At 42.5% G+C, this 13,588-nt stretch carries 9 protein-coding genes; 6 read left to right on the top strand and 3 right to left on the bottom strand.

The window, feature by feature from the left end:
- Nucleotides 1-7: 7 nt before the first annotated feature.
- Together ACI882_RS01040 and ACI882_RS01045 are read right to left on the bottom strand one after the other, a co-directional pair.
- Complete coding sequence (locus ACI882_RS01040; RefSeq protein ID WP_411742996.1) at nucleotides 8-778, bottom strand: GntR family transcriptional regulator; 771 nt, start codon at nucleotides 776-778, stop codon at nucleotides 8-10.
- Nucleotides 775-1,650, bottom strand: coding sequence for a BadF/BadG/BcrA/BcrD ATPase family protein (locus ACI882_RS01045; protein ID WP_411742997.1), 876 nt, complete (start codon nucleotides 1,648-1,650; stop codon nucleotides 775-777). Before ACI882_RS01045 ends, ACI882_RS01040 begins: the two co-directional genes overlap by 4 nt.
- A 317-nt stretch (nucleotides 1,651-1,967) precedes the next feature.
- Here ACI882_RS01045 and ACI882_RS01050 point away from each other — a divergent pair, with 317 nt between their 5' ends.
- The 6 genes from ACI882_RS01050 (at nucleotide 1,968) to ACI882_RS01075 (ending at nucleotide 11,577) form a co-directional block, all read left to right on the top strand.
- Nucleotides 1,968-3,878 (top strand): beta-N-acetylhexosaminidase, encoded by a 1,911-nt coding sequence (locus ACI882_RS01050; RefSeq protein WP_411742998.1) that lies wholly within the window; start codon nucleotides 1,968-1,970, stop codon nucleotides 3,876-3,878.
- Nucleotides 3,879-3,951: 73 nt separating this feature from the next.
- Nucleotides 3,952-6,357 (top strand): GH36-type glycosyl hydrolase domain-containing protein, encoded by a 2,406-nt coding sequence (locus ACI882_RS01055; RefSeq protein WP_411742999.1) that lies wholly within the window; start codon nucleotides 3,952-3,954, stop codon nucleotides 6,355-6,357.
- An 84-nt stretch (nucleotides 6,358-6,441) separates the two neighbouring features.
- Nucleotides 6,442-7,854 carry a phosphoglucomutase/phosphomannomutase family protein gene (locus ACI882_RS01060; RefSeq protein WP_411743000.1) on the top strand — a complete coding sequence of 471 codons (1,413 nt, stop codon included), beginning with the start codon at nucleotides 6,442-6,444 and terminating at the stop codon, nucleotides 7,852-7,854.
- 507 nt (nucleotides 7,855-8,361) lie between these two features.
- Nucleotides 8,362-9,621, top strand: coding sequence for an ABC transporter substrate-binding protein (locus ACI882_RS01065; protein WP_411743001.1), 1,260 nt, complete (start codon nucleotides 8,362-8,364; stop codon nucleotides 9,619-9,621).
- Between the two features lie 160 nt (nucleotides 9,622-9,781).
- Nucleotides 9,782-10,726, top strand: coding sequence for a carbohydrate ABC transporter permease (locus ACI882_RS01070; protein ID WP_411743002.1), 945 nt, complete (start codon nucleotides 9,782-9,784; stop codon nucleotides 10,724-10,726).
- An 8-nt stretch (nucleotides 10,727-10,734) separates the two neighbouring features.
- On the top strand, nucleotides 10,735-11,577 hold the full coding sequence (locus ACI882_RS01075) for a carbohydrate ABC transporter permease (RefSeq protein WP_411743003.1): 843 nt from the start codon (nucleotides 10,735-10,737) through the stop codon (nucleotides 11,575-11,577).
- A gap of 82 nt (nucleotides 11,578-11,659) precedes the next feature.
- Here ACI882_RS01075 and ACI882_RS01080 read toward each other — a convergent pair whose 3' ends face one another.
- Nucleotides 11,660-13,567 carry a VacB/RNase II family 3'-5' exoribonuclease gene (locus ACI882_RS01080; protein WP_411743004.1) on the bottom strand — a complete coding sequence of 636 codons (1,908 nt, stop codon included), beginning with the start codon at nucleotides 13,565-13,567 and terminating at the stop codon, nucleotides 11,660-11,662.
- Nucleotides 13,568-13,588 lie beyond the last annotated feature (21 nt).

Raw genomic sequence — 13,588 nt, forward strand, 5'->3', positions numbered from 1 at the left:
AATTTGTTTAATTTAAAGAAAGTTCAGTTACAAAATCATAAATATCGCCGCGATACCAAGAGCGAGCAAACTCAATGGGCGAGTCGTTTTCAGCAAAACCCTGCCTTTCAATATAGAGCACTGCGTCATTGGGTGCGATGCTAAGAAATTCGGCTACGGTTTTATCTGCATTTGTTGCTGTCATTGTTTGTAATGCCCGAACCGGACGTGCTTTCTTCTCATCGAGGTAGGCATAAAGAGAGTCGCCAACTTCGTTTGCGTCAGCAATGATATAAGCAGGAACACTGGTAATTTCATAAGCCATAGCGGTTTCACTGGCATGCCTTATTCGTGTAAAACGACTAACCAAACTGCCGGGTGATAAGTTAAGTGCCATCGCTTCTTTTGGAGATGCTTGGGTTGTAGCACGAGCAACCCAAGTTGAAGACGGCACCATTCCACGTGCTTCCATGTCTTCAGTAAAGCTGTTTAATACCGCTAGGTTTTTATGAATATGTTGTTTTTGGCCGCGGGTAACCATTGTACCCGCGCCTTGCCGTTGAACAAGTAAGCCTTCTTTTACAAGGCTTTCAACTGCTTTTCGAATTGTTACGCGGGAAACACCGAGTAATTCTGCAAGCTCACGTTGAGGTAGCAAAAAGTCGCCATCCTCTAACATGCCCTCGTGAATCGCTTGGCTTAAAGAGCGAGATAGTTGCGTATAAAGTGAACCTGGTTTTTCTGAATCTGGCCGAATATAATCGAGCAGTTCGGTGCTGGTATTTACATTTATGCTCACGCGGACATCCTTTTTCTTGCCAATAGAAGTGCTCCAGTTAAAGCGTCGCCATCGGGTTTTTTTAGTTGTTGTTGAATAGCAGGTGGTAATAAGGGTTGCGCCCAACTTGCCAGACCGCCCATTAAGCACAAGGGTATGTTGTTAGTAGCAAGTGCAGAAATTTTCTCAGTTAGCACGGCTGCCTGTTCTTCAATAATGAGTTTGGCATGTAAGTCATTCTGTTCGTATGCGTCTGTCACTAAGGGCGAAAACTGACCGTAATCACCAGAGCTTGCATGTTGAGACCATGCAACCAGCTCGTCAATACCGCTCGGGAACTTTTGCCAAACTTTTTCGCTCAAACATGAGCTTGCAATGAGTCCATCATATTGCTTTATGGCAACTTTAATGGCTTGCATACCCAGCCAAGCGCCACCGCCTTCATCATTCAGTGGGAAACCCCAGCCACCTATCTTTTTCCAATGTTCATCTTTTTGGGCAATACCCACTGTACCAGTACCCACGATAAATATTGCACCATTCTTTAAAGTGTGAGCGCCTAAGCAGGCTATTTGAGCATCAGTTAAAATTTCTAAATGACCAATATTTTCGACATGAGTAAAAAATTTTTCGACAGCACTGCTGACTTCAGCGCCTGCTAAGCCGGCAACGACATAAGCCTTTTGGCGGGCGTTAGCTGGAAGCTTTGCTGCTTGAATCGCTTCATCAATACTGGCAGATACCGACTGCCAGGCTAATGCATCGTTTTGAAAAACATTGGCGCTACCTGAAACGGCTTCGCCCAAAATACTGCCATGTAGGTCGGTGATCCGAGCTCGACATCGAGTACCTCCGCCGTCAATACCAATCAAATAATTTAGCGGTGATTTCATAGCTGCAGTCCGAAGCCGAGGCGTAGGTTTATAGGTGATTTCTTAGTGCCATTAGAATATAACCTTTACAGCGATAAAACAATACCAATATAATACCATTTCAAAATAAAAATTATGTGACATTATGACAATACCAAATGCAGATATTTGGGGTTCACTTGGAAGGCTTTATCGTCGTCACTTTGCGGTGAATATTGCCCCTGCTACCCGTGTTTTGTGAAGGGTAGTACTAGCTTTTGCGGGTGTGTTCAGCAAAGTAAATAATGCTATCAAATTGTCTGAATGCCACTGTTTATCGGCTCTTAAAGGAAAGAATCATGCGTTTTCGATTAGATCAGCGTGTCATTGATAATAAAGAAATGTTGGTCGAGCTAAGCCTATACAACGGTTCAAATAAGACCCTAACTGATTGGTGCTTAACGCTAGATTTTCCGCGGTTCATATTTCCGGAAACATTGAGTGCAGGTTCAGTGGTACAAATTGGTACTTATGTGGAAATGAGGCCTGAAAAAGGCGCTCAACTGGCACCTAACACGGAATATAAAGTCCGATTTAAGGTTAAATCTGCAATTTTCACTAATTACGAATGTGGTAGTAGAGAGGCTTACATTAGTTTTGCCCACGATGAATATCAGCAAAAAACGGATGTGGCTGTGTCGCGTATTGAATTGAAAATGCCTGAATATGAAATGGTCAGTAAAATTCAGTCAGCGCCTGCAGATTTAGCGCTCATTCCCGTTCCAGTGTCGGTTATTAATAATAACTCTAGATTCCCTTTGTCGGCTACAACAGTGATAGCCAGTAATATCGAAACAGCAAGCGGAGCAGCAGCATGGCTATTGGGCGAGCTTCAAGCGCGGGTAATGTTGCAAACATCTGAGCACCACGCACATGCAAATATAGTGTTTGTTGAATATGACCAATTAACTGAGTCGGGTTATCGGCTTGATGTATGTGAGCAGCAGGTAACCATTTCAGCCAGTGGTGCTGCCGGCTTTGTCCACGCGGTGGCATCTTTATTACAACTTGTTGAGCAAGACGAAGCAGGGCATTACTTCATAAAAACGGTTGAAATATCTGATTACGCGCAATATGACTATCGAGGAGCAATGCTTGATTGTGCGCGTCATTTTCATAGCATCGAAACGGTAAAGCGACTCATTAACCAGTTGGCTCGTTATAAGTTTAATTTTTTTCACTGGCACCTTACTGATGATGAAGGCTGGCGCATTGAAATTAGTGCATTTCCGGAATTAACTGAACAAGGCAGTCTGCGAGGACCCGGCACAAAATTAGTCCCTCAGTTCTCGCATTTAACACAGCAGTACGGTGGTTTCTATACCAAAGCACAAATAAGAGAAGTCGTTGAATACGCTCAGCAGCGCGCAATTACGGTTATTCCCGAAATTGATCTGCCAGGACATTGCCGTGCGGCAATAATGTCTTTGCCTGAGTTGCTCATCGACCCGACAGATAAGTCTGAATACCTCAGCATTCAAAACTATACAGATAACGTGCTGTCGCCAGCTATTCCTGGGACATACGAATTTATCGATAGGGTACTTGATGAAGTTTGTGACATGTTTCCATCGCCTTACATTCATATTGGTGCAGATGAAGTCCCTAAAGGTGTGTGGACAAACAGTGAGAACTGCCAACAGTTAATGACCGAGCAAGGTTATTCCGACCCTGAAGAGCTGCAAGGACACATATTGCGTTATGCCGAAAATAAATTAAAAAGCCGCGGTAAGCGTATGCTTGGCTGGGAAGAAGTTAAACATGGCAACAAAGTTAGCACAGACACTGTTGTGTATTCGTGGATAAGTGAGGAAGCGGGATTGGAAGCAGTAAAGTCAGGTTTTGATGTTGTTATGCAGCCCAATCAGTATACCTATTTTGATCTTAAACAAGACTATGGTCCAGAAGATGTCGGAGTAGATTGGGCCGGCACCTTAACGTTAGAGCAAGCTTACGCTTATCAACCGCTTCGGGAAGTTGCAGAAAATGACCCGGCACGTCAGCACATTCTTGGTATTCAATGCGCGCTTTGGAGTGAGGTCGTGCTCAATCAAGACAAAATAGACACCATGTTATTCCCACGAATGTTGGCTAATGCGGAAGCGTCATGGTCAAAGCCTGAAGCGAGAAATTGGCCTGATTTTAAAGCCCGTTTGCAAGCCCAGCGAACTTATTTTGAAGAGCTCGGTATTAAATATAAAGATTTTTAGCTAAGCAGCTTTATTGAAAATGGTTGCAAATTTAATTTTAGTTTTTTAACCCGATATGGTTTAAGGAAAAATAATGAAATACGGTTTTTTTGATGATGCAAATCGAGAGTACGTAATTACTCGGCCAGATACGCCAGCGCCTTGGACTAACTATTTAGGTACTGAAAAGTTTTGTACTGTCATTTCCCACAATGCTGGAGGTTACTCTTTTTATAACTCACCTGAATATAATCGCGTAACCAAATTCCGTCCAAATGCGTCATTTGATCGACCTGGGCATTATGTTTATTTACGAGATGATGAAACCGGAGATTACTGGTCTATTTCTTGGCAGCCAGTGGCTAAAAGTTTAGATGAAGCAAGTTATGAGGTACGGCATGGACTTTCTTATTCTAAGTTTAAATGTGAGTACAACGGTATTACCGCGACTAAAACGTTATTTGTTCCGAAGGGTGAAGATGCGGAAGTTTGGGATGTAACGATTGAAAATACAGGCGACAAGCCGCGTACTATTTCAGCCTTCTCGTTTGTTGAGTTTTCGTTTTCTCACATTCAATCAGATAATCAAAACCACCAGATGTCGCTTTACTCGGCTGGGACTGCCTATAACGATGGTGTGATTGAATATGATCTTTATTATAATACTGATGACTTCGAGGGTTATTATTATTTAGCCGCTACCTTTGATCCTGATTCTTATGATGGACAGCGAGATGCCTTTCTTGGTCGTTATCGTGATGAAGCAAACCCAATCGCGGTAGAAAAAGGTCAATGTTCAAACTCAGCACAAACATGCCACAACCATTGCGGCTCTTTACATAAACAGTTTGTCATACAGCCCGGAGAAAAAGTTCGCTTTGCATTTGTGTTGGGGTTGGGCAAAGGCAACGGTGATCGGTTACGTAAAAAGTATCAAGACTTAACAAATGTTGATGCTGCTTTTCAGGGAATATTAGATCATTGGGCAGAGCGTTGTAATAAACTCCAAGTTACGTCACCAAATAAAGGTCTTGATTCAATGATCAACACCTGGACTCTGTATCAAGCTGAAACTTGTGTGGTTTGGTCGCGCTTTGCTTCTTTCATTGAAGTGGGTGGTCGTACCGGGTTGGGTTATCGAGACACAGCACAAGACGCTATTTCTGTACCGCATGCAAATCCAAAGATGACCCGTAAACGAATTGTCGATTTGTTACGTGGGCAAGTCAAAGAAGGTTACGGCCTGCATTTGTTTGATCCGGATTGGTTTGACCCTGAAAAAGCAGATGTTGTACCTTCAAAGTCTCCAACGGTTGTGCCGACACCTTCTGATGACGATAAAATTCATGGTATCGAAGACACCTGTTCAGATGATCACTTATGGCTCGTGCCGACAATTTGTAAATATGTTTTAGAGACGGGAGAAGAGAGCTTTTTTGACGAACTCATTCCCTATGCCGATGGTGGTGATGCGACCGTTTATGAGCACATGAAAGCCGCTTTAGATTTCTCTGCAAAATATGTTGGTCAAACAGGTATTTGTAAGGGCTTACGGGCCGACTGGAATGATTGCTTAAACCTCGGTGGTGGTGAGTCGTCAATGGTGTCCTTTCTACATTACTGGGCACTCCAAGAGTTTATCGAGCTTGCACAATATTTAGGTAAAGCTGATGACGTTGTTAAATACACCACTATGGCAGAGGGTATACAGCAAGCCTGCGAAGAGCACCTTTGGGATGACGAAGGCGGCTGGTACATACGTGGCTTAACGAAGACGGGCGAAAAAATTGGTACGGCTCAACAAACAGAAGGCCGCATACATCTTGAATCAAACACCTTAGCGGTTTTATCGGGTGCGGTTTCTCAAGAGCGAGGCCAACGTGCGATGGACAGCGTTGATGAACATTTATTTTCTGAATATGGCCTGCACTTAAATGCACCTTCGTTTTCTACTCCCAATGATGATATTGGTTTCGTGACGCGTGTATATCAGGGCGTAAAAGAAAATGGTGCTATCTTCTCTCATCCAAACCCTTGGGCTTGGGTCGCTGAAGCAAAGTTAGGTCGTGGTGATCGAGCGATGAAATTTTATGATGCGCTGAACCCCTATAATCAAAATGAAAATGCAGATTTACGTGTAGCCGAACCATACTCTTATGTTCAATTTATTATGGGGCGTGACCACCAAGATCATGGTCGTGCTAACCACCCATGGTTAACAGGAACATCTGGTTGGGCTTATTTTGCCGTGACCAATTTTATACTTGGTGTACGCTTAGGCTTTGACGGGTTGGTTGTGGATCCTTGTATACCTGCCAGTTGGCCGGGCTTTCAAATACAGCGTGAGTGGCGCGGTGCCAAGTTCAATATTCAAGTCGAAAATCCAAATAGTGTGAGCAAAGGGGTTAAGTCGATCACACTCAATGGTGCTGTCATTGAAGGTGCAATACCCGTTCAGGTCGATGGTTCTGTCAACGACGTTGTCGTAACAATGGGCTAAAAACGGTAACAATTTTGATGTTACTAAATTGAGGGGAGCACAGCTTCCCTCGGTGATCGAAATTCGATAAATTTGGAGAACAGTATGGTTCAGTTCGGGACAGGTGGTTGGCGTGCAATTATTGGTGATGAGTTTACTAAAGCTAACGTTTGCTTAGTGGCGCAATCAGTTGCCAATATCATGATCAATGAACGTGTAGTAGAAAAAGGCTTTGTCATAGGCTACGACCGGCGCTTCCTATCGGACAAAGCATCAAAGTGGTTTGCGGAAGTGCTGGCGGCAAATGGAATAAAAGTGAGTTTTATTGACCGTTTTGTACCGACTCCCATTGTTATGTTCAAAGCGAAATCCATGGGTTGTATATACTCTGCCTGTATTACCGCGTCTCATAACCCACATGACTACAATGGCGTTAAAATATTTATCGAAGATGGTCGTGACGCTGACGAAGAGATCACCGAAAAACTCGAAGTACAAATGGCAGACATCAAACCAAACGATATCAAAACCATTGATTTTGATGATGCCATCGCCAGTGGAGACATTGTCGTGATCTACCCAATGAATGAGTTTGTAGACTCTGTATTGGCCTTACTCGATGTGGATGCAATTAGGCAAGCAAACCTTCGTGTTTTAATAGACCCTATGTTTGGTGTGGCAAAAAACGCGTTGCAAACGGTTTTAATTACAGGTCGTTGTGATGTCGATGTCATTCATGATGGTGAAAACCCAGCCTTTGGTGGGCTCATGCCTTCGCCATCTGCCGCGACACTCTACCAACTTAAGCACTTAGTTGTGCACGGTGGTTATGATGTGGGTATTGGCACCGATGGCGATGCAGATCGCATCGGCATTATAGATGAAAAGGGTAATTTTGTTCATCCAAATGAAATACTAATACTGCTGTACTACTATTTACTTAATTACAAAAAGCAAAAAGGTTCAGTGGTTCGTAACATTGCTACATCTCATATTTTAGACAAAATTGCTGCGGATCATGGTGAAAAATCTTTTGAAGTTCCTGTCGGCTTTAAACACATCAGCTCTCAAATGGCAGCTGACGACTCACTCATTGGTGGCGAGAGTTCTGGTGGCTTAACAATACGAGGTCATATTAAAGGCAAAGACAGTGTATTTGCCGCCAGTCTATTGGTGGAAATGATCGCAGTATCAGGAAAGAAAATATCTGAACTACTTCGTGAAATTTACGATAAATATGGTTACGCATATACAGCTGAAGGCGATTGCACCTTTAAAGCAGAACAAAAGACTATTATTTACAATAAAATATATGTCGAAAAGTCGTTACCCTCTTTTGAATACGAAGTTGAAAGAGTCAGTTACGCAGATGGCCTAAAGGTCTATTTTAAAAACGGTGGCTGGGTGATTGCGCGTTTCTCAGGTACAGAGCCCTTGTTGCGAATTTTTTCTGAAATGGAAAATAAGTCCATTGCTGAAGGCATTGTCAATCAGGTAAGAAGTTTCCTAGCCTTATAAACAGTGGTTATCTAGATTAAGACACTAACCCTAAGATTAACCGTCTTAGGGTTTTTTTTGCTTGAAGTGCTTAGCTAAAATAATGGTCCTATATTGGTTATCGTCTATTTGATGTTGCTTAAACAAGCCCTTTAAAAGAGTGAATTAATCAACTTAGGCTTCTCGCATGCATTGAGCGTGTTTGGATTGTCAAGTAAGTCTGGTAATTATGACGGAAACGATTGGTATTTCGAAATTGGTATCTAGTTTAAGTACCATTTGTGTTGCGCTTAATCGATCAGTTTTTATCGGAATAATAGAAATCACGGTGGCTTTCACTCCAAGCATATTCCTAGGAAACGCCCTAAATCCCCGATATTAGCTCCAAAAAGTTGTTTTATATCAATAGTTTATCCAGAACGAGAGGAAATTGTTCAAAACTTTAAGGATTTAAGGTTGCCAGTGTTCTCGATTGGTATTATATTGGGCTCATTCAAACAGAGAAAAACAAAAAAGAGGCTAACTAAAATGAAACTTATGAAAACTGGAATGGCAGTCGCTGTGGCTGCGGCAACTTTGGTAACATCTAACCTAGCGTTTGCAGAAGATACTGTTCTTCAGTTATACACTTGGCGTGAGCAAGACCAAGCTGTCTTTGATTACATTAATGAAAACAACCTGATCCCAGGTGTTCAAATTAAGTCAAACATATATAACGGTGCAGGCGAGCACGAAACAAAGCTTCGTATCGACTTCCAAACTAACCGCCCAGACCTTTACCATGCGAAAGCAGGCACTGCTTGGATCCAGCCATGGATTGATGCAGGTGTTGCCGCGCCGGTAACCGATCTAGGAATTAATTTAGACAATTTCGGCGAAGCTGCGTTATTTGGTGCAACCGGTACAGATGGCGAGGTTTATGGCGTACCTTTCGTTATGCAGATGCAATCTATTCTTTACAACAAAGCTGTTGTTAAGTCTGAGCCTAAAAACCTAAATGAACTTGAAGCATTGTTTGAGTCTTTGAAAGGTCAAGGTATCGTGCCTTTACACGTAGATGGTCGTGATGCTTGGTACTTAAACCAGGTACTACACGAAACTATTCTTGCAGGTATGACAGATGATAAATGGTCTCAAGACGTAGTTGTTGGTGATGCATGTTTCACTGATGATGTCTATGTCGATGCAATGGAGCGTTTCAAGTCTTGGCAGGATAAGGGTTATATGAATCCGACGCCTTTAGCTGACGATTATGGCTCTATGCGTACTGGTGTTGCATTGGGTACTTCTGCAATGATGGTCGATGGTATTTGGTCAGCAACTCCAGCTTCACCAATGTATGAAATTGATCCATCTTTAGAATTAGGCTACATGGCAATTCCTGGCACAAGCAACAAGGTTTATGGGTTTGTTGACGGTCATATTGCTTATAACCCGAACAGCAAGAAAACTGATGCAATTAAGAAAGTTCTAGAGTTCTATACAACTAAAGAATTCTCTCAGTTGTTTGCTGACAAGGTTGAGGCTATCCCAGCATCAACTCATAAAATCAATGTTGATTCCGATCGTGTGAACCAAGCTGCGAAATTAATTGGAACAAACGCGCTACCTGGTCTACCTTTCTTTACTCCGGCATTAAACGGTGGTGAGCCAACATATCAAGCATTAACTGCTTCTGGTCTACAGGAATTGTTAGCCGGTAAGACAACTGCTCGAGGTATGGCTGAGAAAATTCAAAAGACTTTGAACTCTCAAGGCTATGTTGGTGCGAAGAACTGCGCTATGTAATTGAAGTCGGGTTGCTAGGCTAAGCTTAGCAACCCATTTTAGTAAAGCAGTATTAGTTCCTCGCAATGCCCCTCTCTTTCGCATTAAAGAAGTATCTACAATGACTCAAAGCAATCAAGTCCGAAGTGAAACTGAAGAATTACATTCAAAGGGTTTCGATATGTCAAAGACAGAAGTTGAAAGTCCATCTAAATCTCGTCTCAGTTTTAAAACAGTTCAGAATTTCCAACGTGCACTTTTACTCGCACCAGGCGTAATTCTTTACGGTATATTCAACTTTTTCCCATTGATGGGTCTGTTTTACATTTCAATGGTTGACTGGCCAGGTATTGGCGAAAAGAAATTTGTTGGTTTTGACAACTTTCGCAAAGTACTCGGTGAAGAGTACTATCGCGATCAGTTATTCAATGCCTTGGGACAAAACGTAATATTTTTTATTGTTATTATTGGTTCTTTTTTAGTTATTGGTACTGGTTTAGCGATGCTTCTGAGTTTCAAAACTTGGGGACGCAAAACCTATCAAATTATCTATTTCTTACCTTATCCAATGGCGGGCGCTGCGGTTGCTTACCTATTGGATCTCTTTGTCCATCCTAGAGGTTTATTAAATGCCGCGTTAGTGCAGTCTGGTTTGACCGACGTAGCAATACCGTTCCTAGGCTCTGAAGATACAGCCTTGGTTACTCTGGCCCTATTTTACTCTTGGCATCGTATGGGTTTTGCGATCATGCTGATCTTATCAGGAGTACTAGCGGTACGTACCGATTTACTAGAGGCCTCTATGTTAGATGGTGCAAATCGTTTCCAGTCAATTAAAAATGTTGTGTTTCCAGTATTAGGGCCAGCTTTTATTTTGATTACTGTTATTACCATGGTCGATGTATTCAACAACGCCGATTACACACTCTTGATTATGGGACCAGAAGCCGGGCCATTTTACTCAACGGATATTATGGGTACTTTCTTATTCCGTTCCGCGTTTGGTGCGTCTGTTGCCGCATCGGATGCAAACTTCGGTATGGCTGCCGCAATTGGTTTAGTGACCGCCTTAATGATTCTTCCTGCAGCTCTGTTTTTAGCGCTACGCAACCTTCGTAATAAGTAGGCATCGATATGGATAAAATATTTAAGCTCAGTAAGAAAGAACAAGTAGTCGTACAATTTATTATGATTGCTTGGGCAATTGTCGTGCTCATACCCTTCATGTCTGCGGTTATGAATGCTTTAAAGCCAAACGTTGGGCAAGTGTTCCGTGATCCTTTTGGCTTCCCTGACCCTGTGACGTGGAGTAACTTTGCAAAGGCATGGGTGAATGCAAACTTTGGTCAGTATTTTGCCAACTCTGCCTTTATTGCGCTAACCAGCGTTGTGATTGTGACCTTTTGTTCAAGTACGACCGCGTTCGTATTGGCACGTATGCCATTTAAAGGTAGTACGCTTATTTTCATATGCTTTATGATTGGGGTGATCATTCCAATTCGATTAGCACTGGCACCTTTATTTGATACGGTTCGAACCTTAGGCTTACTCGATTCATTATGGGGCGTAATTTTTGTACAAAGTGCCAGTATGATGCCAGTCGCCGTGTTTATTTTGGTGAGTTTCTATAAGACGATCTCGAAAGAAATTGAAGAAGCTGCCATTATGGATGGTGCTATGCCAATTACCGTTTATACTAAAATAATGTTGCCGCTCATTCGCCCTGCATTGGCAACAATTGCATTGCTAACCTTTGTGCAGGCTTGGAATGAATACTTCTTACCGCTAATTTTTATACAGTCGGAAGAGTTATATCCATTAACGCTGGGCTTGAAACAGTTTAATCAGCAATATGCAATTCAGTGGCACATGATGTTTGCGGGCATCTTAATTATGATGGCGCCAACTATGATTGCATTTATATTGGCATCGAAGCAGTTTATATCAGGTTTAACGCAAGGCGGTGTTAAAGAGTAAGTTGGAAGTTGGAAGTTGTATCTCGTAGTATTATCTTTTGCCCCACTTAATGTGGGGCTTTTTTATGTGCGTAAAAGATAGGTTAACTTTTTACTACGAGTTTAAAAGTAATACCTTGGTCATCTATTTTCGCAAGGGTCACCACTAACTCATCATTAAGCTGGTAGTGCGTTTCTTCTGATTTTAACGTCATACGTAGAGGGTCGTAGCTGAACTTTTCTTCACTGCGTTTTAAGTCCATAAACCCAGTGATGCCATTTTCAATAATCTGTAAAATTAAACCGTTAACAGTGATATGAGTTACTCGAACTTGCCACTCTTGTTTAGGCTGAGCTTCTAGCCATTGTTGGCCTAGTCGCTTTTCGATGGCATTTGATATGCTTCGTGTGACGTTTCCTTTTTCATTGAAATGCTGAACTAATTCTGCGCGTACTGCACCCGTTTGGCCGGATAGCTTGAGCTTTATTAGCCGGTGCATAACTAAATCGGAGTATTTACGGATAGGCGAAGTAACTGTGCTGTATGCCGTTAAGCCAAGACCAAAATGAGGCTTTGGACTCGATTGCCAAATACCGCGGTCGAAACGTTTTGTCAGTAAGGTCGCTAAAGGAAAGCTCTCAACTAAATGCGCTTGTTGGATTATCTTTTTAAAGTCATCTAATTGAGTTGAGTCTAGATCTGAGACGCTTGGGCAATAGTCTCGCAATAAGCCTTTTAATTCTGTATGCCTGTCGCCTTTGAACCCTGCGTGAGTCATAAATAGAGCAGGGCTTTGATCAAACCAAAGCGCAGTCATATAGTTGGTCAGGACCATCGACTCTTCGACTATGGTTCGGGCGATATTGCGGGTTTCTTTCTCAATGCTGGTAACGACGAGTTGCTCATCTACACGAATACGATAGTCGGGGCGGTTAAGCATTGGGTTTGCATTGTTGCCGCGCCAAAGCGCCATGGCTTGGGTACAGTCGTTTAAATGTTTTAAATCATTATATTGAGTCGGGATTGAATCAGTCCCGATCCACTCACTAACCTCTTCATAACTGAGTTTGGCGTGGTTTTTTACTAAGCATGGTTCAATTGAGAAATTAGATGCTTCACCGTTAGTATCGATATCCATTGTAAAAACGAGCGCTGGCCGTATGACATCTTCTTTTAGAGACATCGCTTCATTTGATAAGCAGTTTGGCACCATTGGCAGGGTTAGGCCGGGAAGGTAACAGGTTGTAAGCTGCTGTTTAGCTCGGGCATCAATAATTGAACTTTCGGGTAAAAAAGCGCTGGCGTCTGCGATAGCAACTTCTAGTCGCCAGCCTTGATCTATTGGGCTAACAAACAAAGCATCGTCCATATCTTTGGTCGATTTAGAGTCAATAGTAATGAAGGCAACATCGGTTCGATCTCGATAACCTAAGCTTTCGATATCAAGTGATTCTGCAAGGCGCTGAGCTTCGGTCAATTCTTCTTCAGAAAAAGCCATGGCAAGGTTGTGCTCTAACAGTGACATTTTGTACCAAGTACGGTTGTCACCAGAGTCGCCAATAACATCCGTTACCTTGGCTTGGGCTTTGCCAGAATCCCATGGGTGCCGAGTCACGCTTGCTTTCACTATTTGCTTGCTTTGCGCACCATTAATCTGGCTGGGTGGTACAAACAACCAGCCGGGGAAGTTGGTCTGGAATGGTTCTACACCTTGAGCTTTTCCGCGCGAGACATAAGTTCCAATAAACTCGCTTAAATCACTAGAAACTAAGGTTTCGAGTATCGCCTTCGTTTTGTTATCGGCTTGCTCTTCTATAATGAAAGTCACTTTATCGCCAGGAAAAACCTTACTCATCTCATCAGGCGCTAAAAAGGTTTCAGTGCCGTCTTCAGCCACCACAAATCCAAAGCTTTTACCGGTGCCTTTGACTGTGCCAGTAAAAACTTCTTTGTTTGCTTGAATTTCAGTTTTAAGAGAGTTTAATACGTCTAATGATTTAAGATCTAACATGTGCACCAGTGATATTTGTTA

The organism is Reinekea sp., assembly GCF_046710285.1.
Lineage (GTDB): Bacteria > Pseudomonadota > Gammaproteobacteria > Pseudomonadales > Natronospirillaceae > Reinekea.